The sequence below is a fragment of the Selenihalanaerobacter shriftii genome, assembly GCF_900167185.1.
In the GTDB taxonomy this organism is placed as follows: Bacteria; Bacillota; Halanaerobiia; order Halobacteroidales; family Acetohalobiaceae; genus Selenihalanaerobacter; species Selenihalanaerobacter shriftii.
In genome coordinates this window covers 171982-187678 of record NZ_FUWM01000003.1, presented here as the reverse complement: position 1 = coordinate 187678, position 15697 = coordinate 171982, and the positions used below count along the sequence as shown (strand labels likewise).

Below are 15697 nucleotides of genomic sequence, written 5' to 3'. Positions count from 1 at the left end.
AGGAGGGATTATAGTTGAAAATTTTAGTTTTAACTGATACTCATATTCGTGGTACTACACCTCGAAATCGTTTAGATGATTTTCCTAGCACATTAAAAGAAAAGTTGTTAGAGGTTAAACAAATAATTCAAAAACAGAAAATAGATTTAGTTTTACATGGAGGGGACTTATTTGATCGTCCAGATACTGCTCCTTCAGTGGTAAGTGATTTTATACAGATATTGAGAGAATTTAAAGTACCAATTTATATAGTTGCTGGTAATCATGATCTTTATGGACATAATCCTAATACTATATCGCGAACTATGTTGGGACTTTTAAATGCTTCAGGAATCGTTAATCTATTATCAATAGAACAAGATGAGTTAATTGAATTAAACGAGATTAAGTTACAATTAAGCGGTTCAGCCTATCATTATGATTTAGATGGTCCTAATAGGTTAGATGAATATTTAATAAAGAAGCAAGAAGAAGTGGATTATGCTATTAATATAGTTCATGGTATGTTATTACCTAGACCTTTTCCAATAGATTTAGATTATACATTAATTGATAATATTAAAGAAACTGAAGCTGATATTACAATTACTGGTCATTACCATACTGGTTTTGGGATTAAAGAGCTAACTGATGATAAATATTGTTTAAATCCTGGTAGTTTGGTAAGGATAGGTGCATATAGTAGTGAATTAGAAAGATGTCCACAAGTAGCAATTATTGAATTAACTCCAGAAGAGATAGATATTCAGTTGTATAAGTTGACTTCAGCTCGAGATGGTAACGAAGTATTAGACCGTAGTCAAATAGAGCTAAATGAATATCGGCAAAAGAAACTGGCAGGATTTGTGCAGGATATAGAGTCAGCTGGTGAATTTAATTTTATGGAGATAGATAAAATTTTAGAAGAATTAGCTGAAAATCAGAATTTAGGTAAAGAGATAAAAGAGCAAGCGAGGGAACGAATTGCTAAAGCCAGAGAAAAATTGTCTTAATTGTGAAAGTTGAGGTGAATTAATTGCAACTAATTAAAGAAATTCAGATAGAAAATTTTCAATCACATAATAGTACAACTTTAAATCTATCCCCAGGTTTAAATGTAATTACAGGGCCATCGGATAGTGGGAAGTCTTCTATTATTCGAGCATTAAGATGGGTTCTGTATAATGAACCGTTAGGTGATGACTTTATTCAGGTAGGTACTAATCAGTGTCGAGTAGGTATCTTATTAGATAATGGTTATCGAGTAATTAGAGAACGTTCTAATAAAGTTAATAGATATATAGTTATAGATAATAATGGTGAGAAAGAGATTTATACTGGGTTTGGAACTAATGTGCCCCAAGAGGTAATAGAAGCCCATCAGATGTTAAAAGTAGCATTAGATAATGATACTGAAACTACTTTAAACTTAGATTATCAATTAGCTGGCCCATTCTTATTAAATGATAGTGGTTTTACTAAGGCGAAGGCTATAGGCCAATTAACCGGTGTACATATCATCGATTCTGCTATTAAGGATGTAGCTATTGATTTGAGAAGAGCTCGAGGTAAAAAGAAGAATGAATTGGCTGAAATAGATAAAATTGATGAAAAGATAACTGATTATGAAGATTTACCTCAATTAAAAGAAGAGATAGAAAGAAAAGAAAGATTATTCAAAGAAATTAAAATGGTTAATGAAAAGTTAAATACTTATCAACAATTAAAGAAAGAGTGGGAAGAATTAAATAAAGAAAAAGTGAAGATACAGAAGATTTTAGATAAATTAAATCAATTGGAAAAAATAGAGTCACTTTATACAGAGATTAATAATCAACAAGAAGAGTTATTTAAATTAAAAGAATTATACAAAGAGTGGAAACAAGTAAATCAAGAGATTAAGAATTTGAACCAACTATTAAAAGAATTACAAAACTTAAATAAAGTAGAAGATCATTATCGACAAATGCAACAGTTATATAACCAAATAAAAGATTTAACTAATCTGGATAATGAATTGAAAAAAGTGAATAAAAGGTTTAAGGTTAATCAATCCGGTTTAAATAAGACAAAAAAGCTACCTGAAGTTAAGAAATTAATAGAGGATATTACAGACACGAAAGAAGATTATTATAATTTGAAGAGGATTAATCAAGAATTTCAAAAAGTTAATCAAGAACTAAATTTAAAACAAAAGATAATGAACAAATTGCCTAAAGAAGAGCAAATACAGAGTAAAGTTACTAAAATCAAACAGATTAAAGAAGAATTAGTTAGTTTAAAAAAGCTTAATATGTCTTGGAAGGAAAATAAAGAGAAACTACAAAAAGGAAATGTATTTATTAAAGATATAGAAGAGGAATTAGAAATAAAATTAAAGAAGTATAAAAATAAATTAAAGGAATTAAATAGATGTCCAGTCTGTCTGAGTCAGATAGAAGATAATATTTTGGATAGGATAATAGATAATTATCGATTAGGAGGAATAAAAGAATGACAGATTTTGCTGAAGAGATCAAACAATTAAAAGATGATTTAGATAAAGCCAAAAGTAAAAGATATCGTTATGAAGCTAGAATGGAAGAGTTAAAGAAACAACGCAAAAAAATATTAAATAAATTAGAGGAAAATGGAGTAAAACCAGAAGAGTTGGATGACGAAATTAATAGCCTAGAATCCAAATTACAAAAAGCAATTAGTCAAGCTAAGGAATTACTCCCTCAGGATATTCTCAATGACTAAGGAGGGATTATATGGAGGTTAAAAAAACATTAAATAAGTTGGAGGAAAATTTAGCCAAAATAAAAAAAGAATATCATACTCGTAAGGGTAAAAGAGACCAATTATTAGCTGATAAGAAAGATCGAAAAATAAAGGTAGAGAGTTTAACAGAAAGCATAGATACTTTTGAGCAGACTAGAATTTTATTACAAAAAACATCTAAGTATGCAAGAGAACAGGCTAGACAACAGATAGAGAGTTTGGTTACTAAAGCATTACAATATATTTTTGGTCCTAAATTTAGTTTTGAAATAGAGATTGAAGAAAAGCGAGGTAGACCACATATAGATTTCTATGTGGTTTCTAGTTATGAAGATAGAAGATTAAAGAATAATCCCCAGACTGCTAGAGGGGGAGGTATAGTAGATGTAGTTTCTCTAGCTTTACGGATAGCTATTTTAGAATCATATCACCCTAAGGTAGCAGGTCCAATTGTACTTGATGAGCCGGCTAAGCATGTTAGTGATGAATATCTTGTCAATGTGGCACAGTTTTTGAAACATGTTAATCAGTTGTTTTCTAGGCAAGTAATTATTGTTACTCATAAGAATCATCTTAGTGAAATTGGAGATGAAGCATTTAGAATTGAGTTAGAAAAGGGAATTAGTAATTTAGTAACAGATTTTCAACCTTGACATAACTTTAGGAAAAGTATACAATGAATGGAGAGCGTCTTCTCAGCATAAAAAGGTAATAATCAGTTTATTAATAGAGAAAGGCACAATTTAATATGGAGGTGAAATATAATGCAAATATTTATTTTTAGTTTAATTGCTTTAGCGATTGGCGTTGGAGTAGGTTATTTGATTAGACGTCATATTGCAGAGAGTAAGATTGAGTCTGCTGAAAAACGGGCAGAACAGATTATAAAAGATGCAAATCGTGAAGCTGATTCTGAAAAGCGTGAAATTCTTCTAGAAGCTAAAGAAGAAGCGCATAAAACAAAAGAAGAAGTAGAACGTGAATGTCGAGAAAGACGTAATGAATTACAGCGTTTAGAAGCAAGGTTAGTTAAGAAAGAAGAGAATTTAGAATCTAAGATGGAAAAAGCAGAAGATAAAGAAAGATTTTTAAAAGAAAAAGCAAAAGAAGTTAAAGAAAAGAAAGATGAGATTGATGAATTACATGAAAAACATGTAAAAGAATTAGAAAGATTGTCAGGTTTAACTACTGATGAAGCGAAAGATATCTTATTAAAGCGAATTGAAGATGAAGTTGAACATGAGTCTGCACGTATGATTAAGGAAATAGAAACTCAAGCTCGAGAAGAGGCTGATAAACGAGCTAGAGAGATTGTTTCTACAGCAATTCAAAGATGCGCAGCTGATCATGTAGCTGAGACGACGGTTTCAGTTGTATCCTTACCTAGTGATGATATGAAAGGTAGGATTATAGGAAGAGAAGGGCGAAATATTAGGGCTTTAGAAAATTTAACGGGTATTGATTTGATTATTGATGATACTCCGGAAGCTGTTATTTTATCTGGATTTGATCCAATTAGAAGAGAAATTGCTCGTATTGCTTTAGAAAAGTTAATTGCTGATGGGAGAATTCATCCAGCTCGAATAGAAGAAATGGTAGAAAAAGCAAAAGATGAGATTGACTCTCGTATTTATGATGAAGGAGAACAGGCTACTTTTGACACAGGAGTACATGGATTAGATAATAAAGTTATTAAGTTATTAGGTAGACTTAAATATCGTACAAGCTATGGTCAAAATGTACTTCAACATTCAATTGAAGTTGCTCATTTAGCAGGAGTAATGGCTGCTGAATTAGAAGTTGATGTTACTTTGGCTAAAAGAGCAGGGTTACTACATGATTTAGGAAAAGCTGTTGATCATGATGTAGAAGGGCCACATGTTAAGATAGGTGCTGATTTGGCTAAGAAATATGGTGAATCAGAAAAAATAACTCATGCTATTGCAGCACACCATGGTGATATAGAGGCTAAATCTGTAGAAGCAGTATTAGTGGCGGCAGCCGATGCGGTTTCTGCTGCTAGACCTGGAGCTAGGCGTGAAACATTAGAATCTTATATTAAACGTTTAGAGAATTTAGAAGAGATTGCTGGCTCCTTTAATGGAGTAGAAAAAGCATATGCGATTCAGGCTGGTCGAGAAGCAAGAATTATGGTACACCCAGATCAAGTGTCTGATGATAAAGCAGCGAAATTAGCTCATGATGTTTCTAAACAGATTGAAAAGAAATTAGAATATCCAGGTCAGATTAAAGTAACTATTATCCGAGAAACTAGAGCAGTAAATTATGCTAAATAAATTAATAATCATATAATTAAAAGCCCTAGTTCTATGCATAGAACTAGGGCTTTTTCAGTTTTAGAAATTACTTATATTTGTTTTGATTTTATTAAAATTGTCAATAAAGAATTATTGTGTAAAAGAATTATAGAATAAATATGGTATATTTTCTTTATTTAGGTTGGTATATATAATATAGTTTATATTTAACTTTAATGATAAAGCAGGATTTTAATAATTTAATCTAGAAGATATTCAGGTAAGTAACTAGATGGAATTTAAGTTATAAAATTATTGAGGATGGTGAAACTAAATTGGAAGCTGCAATAGACAATTATAGTGAAATGTCAGATAGTATGGAATTAATTATTTCTATTTTAATTAGATATCCACAAATTAATAAAGTAGATATTGAACCAAATTCAAAAGAATTATCTTTTACCTTTTTAATAGAAAAGGAATTAAGAGAAGATGAAATAGAAAAAATCAATCATAAATTAAAACAGAGTTTAGAACTATTTAGTCGATTAGCGAATGTGTCCTCTGATAGTTTTAAGATTAACTTTAAAGATTACGGTGGTTTGACTAAAATTAAAGTTACTACAGGGATATTATCTTTGACTAAAGATAAAATATCGTTCGTTATTAAGTTCATTTATAACGAATTTAAAGAAAGTTTGTTAAGTGATGTATTTGAAGTAGTTTCTTCACAGGAGCCAACTTATCACGAAGAAGTTATTGATGATATTTTATCAAGTTTGAAACAGAAAGGAACTAAACGAGCATTAGTTGGTTTTAGAGAAGAAGATAAAGTATTAGTCTTTGATAGATCAACTAGCTAATTAAAATTACAAATAATTTATAAGTTAAAATTGATGTAATGGTAGGAAGGGGATTGAAATATGAAGGTCTTGTTGATAGGGGATATAGTAGGTAGAGCTGGAAGAAGAGCAGTTAGAGAGTTATTACCTGATATAATTGATGAAGAAGAGATAGATTTCGTAATTGCCAATGGAGAGAATGCTGCTGGAGGATTTGGTATTACTAAAAAAGTTGCACAAGAACTTTATAATTATGGAATTGATGTATTGACTATGGGAAATCATACATGGGATAATAAAGGTATATTTAAATTTATTGAGGATGACCAAAATTTGATTAGGCCTTATAATTATCCTTCGGGAACTCCTGGTCGAGGATATGGAATTTATGAACTTGATTCCGGAGTTAAAGTAGCTGTAGTTAATTTATTAGGACGAATATTTTTGGATAATGTTGCTTGTCCTTTTGAAAAATTAGAAGAATTGTTAAATGAAATAGAAGCTGATTTTGTTTTTGTTGATTTTCATGCTGAGGCAACATCCGAAAAAGTGGGTTTAGGCAGATATTTTGATGGTCAAGTTGCAACTGTATTTGGAACACATACTCATGTACAGACTGCAGATGAAAAAGTTTTACCTAATGGTACGGCTTATATGACTGATTTAGGTCTGACTGGAGCAGTAGATTCGATTTTAGGTATGAAAAAAGAAGGGGTCTTAAAAAAATTGACTACTCAATTACCTCAAAGGTTTTCAGTGGCTACTGGTGATACTCAATTTTGTGGAGCAGTAGTTGATTTAGATTTAGAAAATGGATTAGCTAATTCGATTATCAAAGTAAGAGAAGTATATCAGAATTAGTCGTTATTACTCTTAATATAACACTTTTGTTCTCCTCGTCCTTCTATTTTTAGAAAAGTTTTAAATTTTCTAAAAAAAGAAGGAATTTTTTTCTAAATCGCTAAATAATATATAATAAAGCAGAGGTAATTTTAACTAAAAGAGGAGGTATTTAACATGGAAGTACTAAAAGTATCATCCACATCCAGTCCAAATTCAGTAGCTGGTGCGTTAGCTGGAGTTTTAAGAGAAAGAGGTGGAGCAGAACTCCAAGCCATAGGAGCCGGAGCAATTAATCAAGGAGTTAAAGCAGTAGCAATCGCTAGAGGTTTTGTAGCGCCAAGTGGTCTTGATTTGATTTGTATTCCAGCTTTTATTGATATTGAGATTGATGGCGAAGAAAGAACAGCCATTAAATTAATTGTAGAACCACGATAAGTTATTAAACACCTACCTATTTAAATAGGTAGGTGTTTTTTTGCATATCTTCTTTCTGATTAAGCATATGATTAATTAGAAGGAGGAGAATTTAAAGTGATAAATCATATTTGGTTTGCATTAATTGTTATTGGAATAATTACTGGAATGATTAATGGGAATATGGCAGAGATTTCAGAGGCTATTTTAAAATCTGCCGAAGATGGTGCTATGATTTTAATTAAATTAATTGGTCCCATGTCATTGTGGTTAGGAATTATGAAATTAGCAGAAGAGTCTAATTTTGTTGATTTATTATCACGAATTATTAAACCAATAACTAAGCGTTTATTTCCGGAAGTGCCATCAGATCATCCGGCTTTAGGGGCTATTATGTTAAATATAAGTGCAAATATATTAGGGTTGGGTAATTCTGCTACACCATTAGGAATTAATGCTATGCAGAAATTACAGACTCTAAATTCTAACCCTAAGACAGCAACTAACTCTATGTGTACTTTTTTAGTAATAAATACTTCAAGTGTAACTTTAATTCCGGCAACAATAATTAGCTTAAGAGCAGCTGCAGGTTCACAGGCTCCTATGGAAATTGTAGGAACTACCCTATTTGCTACTAGCTGTTCTACTATAGCAGGAATAATAGCAGATAGAGTTTTAAGAAGAATTTGGGTTTAAGAAAGTAGGAATATGATGATAAACTTTTTAAAATACATCTCTGAATGGGCAATTCCAGTTATCGTTTTGACTATTATTGGTTATGCTTATTTTAAAAAAGTTAATGTTTATGAAGTTTTTACTGATGGTGCTGTAGAAGGTTTTACTACAGTTATAAAGATTATTCCATACTTAATAGCAATGTTAATGGCTATTAGTATTTTTAGAGCTTCTGGGGCTTTAGAAGTACTATTGAACTTTCTTCAACCCATCTTAGAGGCATTAGGCATTCCTAGAGAAATTGTACCCCTAGGATTAGTTAGACCGCTTTCTGGAACAGGTTCATTAGGATTAGTTACTGAATTAATACAACAGTACGGTCCTGATTCGTTTATAGGTCGACTTGCTTCTACAGTTCAAGGTAGTACTGAGACTACTTTCTACATAGTAGCGGTTTACTTTGGAGCAGTTGGAATTCGCAATACAAGATATGCAATTATTGCAGGGTTAATAGCGGATATTGTTGGCTTTTTAGCTGCTATTTACATTACAAAATTGGTATTTTAGAACAAATCTTCAATAATATTTATTGAAGAATTAATAAATAAATTTGATATTTTCTAAGATAGTATTATATAATGATAAATGGACAAGTTAACGTAGGATGATTAGTAGTAATAATTTAACTTAATTTGGTAAAAGATAAAATATTAAGTATGGAGGCAAAGTACGATGACAGTTGATTTGCATTTGCATACTACTGCTTCTGATGGTAGCTTTACTCCTGAAGAAGTCGTTAACAAGGCAAGTGAACTAGGTTTACAAGTAATTGCAATTACGGATCATGACACTATTAATGGAATAGAAGAGGCGAAATTAGCTGCATTAGATAAGGATTTGGAAATCATTTCTGGTATTGAATTAAATACTGATTTGCCTGACGCTGAAGTTCATATATTAGGTTATTATATTGATTATAAGGATATAAAGTTTAAAAATGTATTAAAGGAATTACGAAATGCTAGGTATAATAGAATCAAAATAATGATAAAGCGATTAAGAAACGTTGGAATATTAATTAATTTTAATCGAGTATGTGAGATAGCTGGAAAAGGTGCTTTAGGTAGAGTCCATCTAGCTAAAGCTATGATTGAATCTGGTTATGTACAAAAGGTAAGTCAGGCTTTTGAAGAGTATATAGGAAAGGGCTGTCCTGCTTATAAAAAACGTTATAAATTAACCCCAATAGAAGCTATAAAATTAATTAAATCAGTTGGTGGAATTCCAGTTTTAGCTCATCCTGCTTTGGCTAAAAAAGATTCTTTAATTCCAAAGTTAGTTGAATTTGGTCTAGAGGGGATAGAAGTGTACCATTCTGAGCATGACAAGTATAATGAACAATATTATTCTGCTTTAGCAGAAGAATATGAATTAATTAAGACTGGTGGTTCTGATTGTCATGGACTAAATAAAGTTAGAACCTTAATAGGAACTGTTGAAGTTCCAAAAAAAGCTATCAAAGAGTTACAGAGAAAACATGGTTTAGCTTTAGTTTGAAGTTAAATTTATTTAAGGTGAGTTTTAATGGAGGAGAAGATATTTTTATCTAGAAATTATGTAGTATAGTGAAATGAATAACATAATAAAGGAGAGATAATATGTTAATAAGAAAGAATAAGAAATTGATGGTCACACTACTTGTGTTAGGATTATTAGCAATTGCAGTAGTAGGTTGTAATAGTTCTAGTAAAAGTAATAGTCAAGCGATTGATGAGAGTCAAGCAGTAGCTAAAGTGAATGATAAGTTAATCTCTAAAGCAAGATTTAATAAGAATGTTGAACAAGTAAAAGCTCAATATCAACAGCAGTATGGAGTAGATTTCTCTAATGCAAAGGTAGCAGCAATGTTAACTCGTCTTAAAGAGCAGGTATTAGAACAAATGATCCGAGAAGAGGTCTTAATACAACAAGCTGTTAAAGAGGGTATAGAAGTCACTGACAAAGAAATTCAAGCAGAGTTCGATAAAGTTAAGAAGAAATATAAATCTGCTGATGAATTTAAAAAACGATTAAAAGAAGCAGGAGTAACTATTGATGATATTAAATTAAATATCAAGAATAAATTATTATTAGATAAATTTAGTAATAAAATGACAGAAGACATTGAAGTTACTCAAAAAGATTTAAAGGATTATTTCAATAAGAATAAAGATAAATTTGTACAGCCGGCTCAGATTAAAGCTAGTCATATTTTAGTTAAGACTAAAGAAAAAGCTGAAAAGGTTAAGTCTGAGTTAGAAGCTGGTGCAAATTTTGCTAAGTTAGCTAAGAAGTATTCTACAGGACCTAGTGGCAAGAATGGAGGTAGCCTAGGATATTTTGGTAAAGGACAGATGGTACCTGCATTTGAAAAAGCTGCTTTTAATCTTGAAGTAGGTAAAATCAGTAACCCAGTAAAGACTAAATTTGGATATCATATTATAAAGGTAACAGATCAAAAGAAAAGTAAGAAGATGAAATTTGCAGAAATTAAAGGGCAGATTAAAAGTTACCTTGTTAAACAAAAGAAACAGGGTAAGCTAAAAACTTACTTGGATAAAGCTTATAAGAAAAGTGAGATTAAGAAGTTAGTTGATTTTAAAGCTCCTAAAAGTGAAGCTAAAAAGTCAGATAAAGCCAAGACTGAATCAAATAAGTCAACTGAATAATAAAAATAAAAATGATTAGTTTAATTGATACCTCTAAGCTATATATATAGCTTAGAGGTATTTTTATTTTTATTGCAGGAATTAGGGATTGTAATGTCGAATTTTATTAGTAGTGAATGGTAATAGAATTATATTATGTTTATGTAATCAAAATTTAATTTAATTTAAACCCAAGGAGGAATTTTAGATGCTGAAGTATTTACTTAAAGGCGGACCAACAATGCTACCCTTATTGATTTTTTCTATCCTAAGTTTGGCTATTATGCTTGAAAGATATTTTTACCTTAGAAGTTTAAAGAATAATGATTTTAGATTAGTAAAGAAAATAAGATTATTACTCTCTAATGGAAAGGTGTCTAAAGCGAAACAGGAGGCTAAAGAGGCTAAAGGGCCAGTATCAGCTATGTTTTTGGCAGGGTTAGAGAAGTATGGTGAGAAGAGACAGATTGTAAAAGAATTTATTCAGTCTACTGGTCAAAAGCAAATAAAGGATATGGAAAAAAGATTGAGGATTTTAGAGTTTATTGCTACTGTATCTCCGTTATTAGGGTTATTAGGAACAGTCTTTGGAATCATAAACAGTTTCAATGTATTAGCTGGAGCACAGGGCATTGCTGCTCCTAGTGCATTAAGTGTAGGTATTGCAGAAGCATTAGTCAGTACTGCTACAGGTTTGATGGTAGCAATCCCAACTATGTTATTTTATACATATCTAGACAGTAAAATAGAAGCCAAGATTAGTGAAATGAATCAATGGTCTACAGAATTAGTAGAAATTATATCTGGAGATAATAAAAGAGACTCGACAAGTAAAATTAGAGGTGACAAATATGTTTCAACGAGGTACTAAAAAGAAGATTAATATTCAAATATTACCTATGATAGATGTCATCTTCTTTTTATTAGTCTTCTTTATGTTATTTACTACTTTTAAGACTACTCCAACTGGCTTAAATATAAACTTACCAAAGGCTAAGACTGTGACTAAACAACAGCAGCAACAATTAATTGTTAATTTATCATCAAAAGGTCATATTTATTTAAATAATGAGTTATTAACTAAACCAGATTTAAAGGATAAGGTTGCTGCTAAAATAAAGAATAATCCTAAAACAGTAGTTATCATTAAAGCTGATAAAAAAGTAGTTTATAATAAGATTGTAGAGGTTATGGATACGGTTCGGCAAGTAGGTGCTTATAAAATTGCTTTAGCAGCTGAGAATGCTGAAAAGAATATTAAATAATAATGCCTAAGACTTAAGGTGGTTGATTTAATGAAAAAATATATTCTGCTTTCTATATTATTTCACATTTTGCTCTTTATTTTGTTTCCTAATTTGTATCAAGCTAAACCTGCTTTTAAAGTCTATCCTTTAGAACAGCAGGGAGTGATCAAATTTGTTGAATTTGAAGAAGGAGATTCTGAAGTAATCAATACAGTAGAAGGGGTTAAGAAGAGTAAAGAGGACGAGAAGAAAGAACAGCAAGGAGCTAAAAAGAAAAAAGATCAAAAGAAAAATGAACAGAAGAGAAAAGATAAAATTAAAAATAAAAATAAAAAATCTAAACGTGAGAAAGCGGAAACAGATCATAAATCTGAAGAGGAAAAGACAAGTAAAAAAGTGACAAAAGATAAAACGAAAGTCGAAAAAAATGTTCAAAAGGAAGCACAAGAAAAATTACAAAAGAATAATCCAAACCCACAAAATAAGCCAAAGAAAAATATTAATCAAGAAAAAGAATCAACACCTAAAACTGAAGATAACAATGTAACAGATACAAAACAAAATATAAATAGTTCTAAACCAAAACAACAAGACAATACTGAAATTAAAGAAAAGAATGAGCCAAAATTTAAATCAAAAGTGATGGATAGTAAACAAGGTAAAGAAGTTATAGAAGTTGAAAAAGAAAATAATAAAATTAAGAAGGAAGAGAAAGAAACAAAGCCACAAGAAAAATTACAAGAAAAGCCAAAACAAGAAACAGAAGAAAAACAAAAAGACTTAAAGAAATTTGAAGAGAATAAGAAACAGATAGATAAAAAGACATCTCAGGACCAAAAAGAATCAACTTCAGTAAAAGATAATGACAAAGGAAGTCAAGGAGAGACTGAATCTAAGGGTCAAGGTGATCAGACAACAGGTGAAAATGGTAAGGATGAAAAAGAAGCAGAACCTAAGAAAAAGACACCACAGATGATGGTTGCTAGAAAGGTAATGCCTGTTTATCCTAAGAATGCAGCGAATCAGAATATAGAAGGAACGGTTAAATTGAAAGTGGATGTTTCTTCTACTGGCAGCATTGAAGATGTAGTAATTCTTAAATCTTCAAAGAATGGTAATTTAGATGGAGTTGCTAAATTAACTGTAGAGAGAGGCTGGAATTTTCATACGGCTATTACGGATTACTCTGTCTTCTTAACCATTAAATTTAAATCTGGAGATGTAAAAATAGAATTTGATAAGCTTGATTTATAATAATTAAGTGAGTTAAGAGGTGACTAAGGTATGAAATCTAATTTTTTGGTAATGATAATAATAGCTTTATTAGTTTTGTCTATAAGTACCATTGCCTGGGCAGCAGTAGATGAGCATGGAAATTTACAGATTAAAAATGAATACATATCTATTATTGTCAATCAAGACAAAGAGAATAATGGTAGGTTTGCAGTAGATGTGACCGGTGGGAATCCAATTCTTACTAGTGATAATGGTAAACCTTTAATTTATGGAAGACCTAAGCCATGGACTTCATATACCACCATTCAAATTGATGGTAAAAATTATGTTTTTGGTGGTAAAACAAATAAAAGAGCTGGTCAATTTGGAAAGTATGGAACTAAAGTAAAGGCACCGTACATAACTGATCAAAATGGAATTGAGACGGTTTATAGATATGGAAAGATAAAAGTAATCCAAAGTTTAACTTTTGTAAAGAGTAATACTACAGGGTTGCCAGATACAGCTCAAATTAAGTATAAGATAATAAATAATGATCAAAAAAGTCATAAAGTCGGTTTGCGAATTATGTTAGATACTATGTTAGGTAGTAATGATGGTGCTCCTTTTAGAATAGGAGCTAATTCAGTAACAACAGATAAAATGTATACTCAGCAAGAATTGCCGGTTTTTTGGCAAGCATTTGATCAATTAAGTAATCCACACGTAACTGCTCAAGGGACAGTCAAAGGGAATCAAGTGACTGCTCCAGATAAACTTTATTTTGCTGATTGGGGTAGTTTAGCTGATGGTGTATGGAGCTTTGATTATAATCCTGACGAGGATTTTATGCGTAAAGGAGAATTTCAGTTAGATAGTGCTTTAGCTCTATTTTGGGAATCTAATTCTATACCGCCTGGTGGGAGTAAAACTTATCTTACTAATTATGGATTAGGAGGAATTACTATTGTTCCGGGTTTACTTTCTTTAGGAGTTAGCTCACCGGCTAAAGTTGTTTTAGATGAGCAGACTAATTCATTCCCAGTAGTTGCTTATATTCAGAATACTGCTGAGATTACTGCTAAAGAAGTGGTGGCAGATATTGAACTACCACCGGAATTAACCTTGGCATCAGATGAGTCATTAAAGAAAAAATTAGGTAACTTAAAGTCTGGATCTACTGGTCAAGTAGTTTGGCAAGTTATTCCTAAAGAAGGAACGGGCCAGAAGTTAGAATATAATGTAAATGTAACAGCTGATAATACTGATGATAATTCAGTTAGTAGGTCAGTGACAATTATTGGAGCTCCTAAATTAGATTTGTCGATTACGGCTCCTAAAAAATTAAAAGTAAAAGAAAAGGTATTAAATCCGAATCCGTTTAAAATAGTTGCAACTGTAAAGAATGTAGGGGCATCTACCGCTTATGATCCAACAGTTTCTATAGTATTACCACCAGGGTTAGAGTTGGCTAAGGGAGAAAAAAGGATTAAGTACTTGGGGTATTTAGAAGCAAAAGAAGAGGTAGAGATTCCTTGGCAAATAGATGTTGTTGGCATTAATGGAGAATTACCTTATGCAGTAGAATTAAATTCAATTAATACTGAATCAGAATCAAAACTTAGGTTCTTAACTGTACCTAAACTACATCCGGTAGTATATTTAAAAGCTGATGATAGAGATATTGAAGTAGGAGATTATTTAAGTATAGACCTTAAGGTGGCTAATATCAAGGAACTGTATAGTTTTACTTCTAAATTACAGTATGACATTGATAAGCTAGAGGCTATTTATGTTTCTAGAGGTACTTTATTTGTAGATGGTGAAAAGTTACTTAAATGGCAGGATCCTAAGATAGATCAGAAGCAAGGAATAATTACTATACAAGGTAATTTAGATAAAGAGAAAAAAGTTTCTGATACTGTGGCTAAGCTTTATTTTAAAGTTAAAAAGGCAGGTCCAATCAAAATTAGAATGAAAGATTTGTTATTAACTGATGAATCTGGTCAGGAAGTTAATTATAAAAGAGAGGGTTTAGGTTTTAAGATTGAAGGTGGAGAAGAATACGATTAAATAAATAAGGAGGAAAATAAATATGAAAAAATTAGTCAGTTTAGGAATTATTCTAGTTTTAGTCTTAACACTTACTATTCCAGCTTTTGCTTCAGAAAAAATTAAAGATATTTCTAATGATCATTGGGCATATAGAAGTGTTAATGAATTAGTAGAGAAAGGTTTAATGTCTTTATATGAAGATAATACTTTTAAAGGAGAGAAAGAAGTAACTAGATATCAATTAGCTGAGGTTGTTGCCAAAGTTTTAGTAACAATTGATGAAGGAAAAGTTAAAGCTTCTGAAGAAGATGTAAATACGTTAAGGAAATTATCTACAGAATTTAGAACTGAATTAGTTGAGATAAATAAGAAGACAGATATTTTTGCTAAAAGAATACAAGATTTAGAAGAGAAAGCAGAAGTGACTGAAGAAGATATTGTTAGTACCAAAGGTGAGTTAATGGAAGTTCGCAAGCAAGTTAAGCAAATGATTCAGGACCTTAATAATGTTAAAGAATTTAAGAGTAGTATTAATGCTAGAATTGCTATGTTAGAAAGAAAGAATTATAATTTGAGTAATAGAGTTGAAGCTTTAGAAAATCAATTACATGAAACAAAAGTAGAGAATGAAGAACTAAGATCTGATTCGAAGAATAAATTATTGATTGGTGGAGGTATATTATTATTAGGATTACTTGCTAACTAAATTAGATAAAAGA

The 15697-nt window shown here is 31.0% G+C and carries 17 protein-coding genes; all 17 read left to right on the top strand.

Annotation, left to right across the window (positions count from 1 at the left end; all coding sequences use genetic code 11):
- The first annotated feature begins 14 nt into the window (after window positions 1-14).
- Window positions 15-992, top strand: a complete 978-nt coding sequence (locus B5D41_RS00890; protein ID WP_078808712.1) for a metallophosphoesterase family protein — start codon at window positions 15-17, stop codon at window positions 990-992.
- Window positions 993-1015: 23 nt separating this feature from the next.
- Window positions 1016-2476 carry an AAA family ATPase gene (locus B5D41_RS00885; protein ID WP_078808711.1) on the top strand — a complete coding sequence of 487 codons (1461 nt, stop codon included), beginning with the start codon at window positions 1016-1018 and terminating at the stop codon, window positions 2474-2476.
- Window positions 2473-2721, top strand: a complete 249-nt coding sequence (locus tag B5D41_RS00880) for a hypothetical protein (protein WP_078808710.1) — start codon at window positions 2473-2475, stop codon at window positions 2719-2721. Before B5D41_RS00885 ends, B5D41_RS00880 begins: the two co-directional genes overlap by 4 nt.
- A gap of 11 nt (window positions 2722-2732) precedes the next feature.
- Window positions 2733-3395: an AAA family ATPase gene (locus B5D41_RS00875; RefSeq protein WP_078808709.1), complete on the top strand. Its 663-nt coding sequence runs from the start codon at window positions 2733-2735 to the stop codon at window positions 3393-3395.
- Window positions 3396-3506: 111 nt separating this feature from the next.
- Window positions 3507-5039, top strand: coding sequence for a ribonuclease Y (gene rny, locus B5D41_RS00870; RefSeq protein ID WP_078808708.1), 1533 nt, complete (start codon window positions 3507-3509; stop codon window positions 5037-5039).
- A 296-nt stretch (window positions 5040-5335) separates the two neighbouring features.
- Entirely contained in the window at window positions 5336-5863 is a 528-nt protein-coding gene (locus B5D41_RS00865; protein ID WP_078808707.1) for a hypothetical protein, read from the top strand.
- Between the two features lie 60 nt (window positions 5864-5923).
- Window positions 5924-6703, top strand: coding sequence for a TIGR00282 family metallophosphoesterase (locus B5D41_RS00860; RefSeq protein ID WP_078808706.1), 780 nt, complete (start codon window positions 5924-5926; stop codon window positions 6701-6703).
- A gap of 156 nt (window positions 6704-6859) precedes the next feature.
- The gene (locus B5D41_RS00855) at window positions 6860-7120 is read left to right on the top strand and encodes a stage V sporulation protein S (RefSeq protein ID WP_078808705.1); all 261 of its coding nucleotides are present in this window, start codon (window positions 6860-6862) and stop codon (window positions 7118-7120) included.
- Between the two features lie 96 nt (window positions 7121-7216).
- Window positions 7217-7795 carry a nucleoside recognition domain-containing protein gene (locus tag B5D41_RS00850; RefSeq protein WP_078808704.1) on the top strand — a complete coding sequence of 193 codons (579 nt, stop codon included), beginning with the start codon at window positions 7217-7219 and terminating at the stop codon, window positions 7793-7795.
- Window positions 7796-7810: 15 nt separating this feature from the next.
- On the top strand, window positions 7811-8341 hold the full coding sequence (locus B5D41_RS00845; RefSeq protein ID WP_078808703.1) for a spore maturation protein: 531 nt from the start codon (window positions 7811-7813) through the stop codon (window positions 8339-8341).
- Between the two features lie 165 nt (window positions 8342-8506).
- Complete coding sequence (locus B5D41_RS00840; RefSeq protein WP_078808702.1) at window positions 8507-9331, top strand: PHP domain-containing protein; 825 nt, start codon at window positions 8507-8509, stop codon at window positions 9329-9331.
- 101 nt (window positions 9332-9432) lie between these two features.
- Entirely contained in the window at window positions 9433-10482 is a 1050-nt protein-coding gene (locus B5D41_RS14505; RefSeq protein WP_078808701.1) for a peptidylprolyl isomerase, read from the top strand.
- Window positions 10483-10669: 187 nt separating this feature from the next.
- The gene (locus B5D41_RS00830) at window positions 10670-11332 is read left to right on the top strand and encodes a MotA/TolQ/ExbB proton channel family protein (RefSeq protein ID WP_078808700.1); all 663 of its coding nucleotides are present in this window, start codon (window positions 10670-10672) and stop codon (window positions 11330-11332) included.
- Window positions 11313-11726: an ExbD/TolR family protein gene (locus B5D41_RS00825; protein ID WP_078808699.1), complete on the top strand. Its 414-nt coding sequence runs from the start codon at window positions 11313-11315 to the stop codon at window positions 11724-11726. The genes B5D41_RS00830 and B5D41_RS00825 overlap by 20 nt, the downstream gene beginning before the upstream one ends.
- A 30-nt stretch (window positions 11727-11756) precedes the next feature.
- Window positions 11757-12962: an energy transducer TonB gene (locus tag B5D41_RS00820; protein ID WP_078808698.1), complete on the top strand. Its 1206-nt coding sequence runs from the start codon at window positions 11757-11759 to the stop codon at window positions 12960-12962.
- Window positions 12963-12992: 30 nt separating this feature from the next.
- Window positions 12993-14996, top strand: coding sequence for a cohesin domain-containing protein (locus B5D41_RS00815; protein WP_078808697.1), 2004 nt, complete (start codon window positions 12993-12995; stop codon window positions 14994-14996).
- Between the two features lie 22 nt (window positions 14997-15018).
- Window positions 15019-15684, top strand: coding sequence for an S-layer homology domain-containing protein (locus B5D41_RS00810; protein WP_078808696.1), 666 nt, complete (start codon window positions 15019-15021; stop codon window positions 15682-15684).
- Window positions 15685-15697 lie beyond the last annotated feature (13 nt).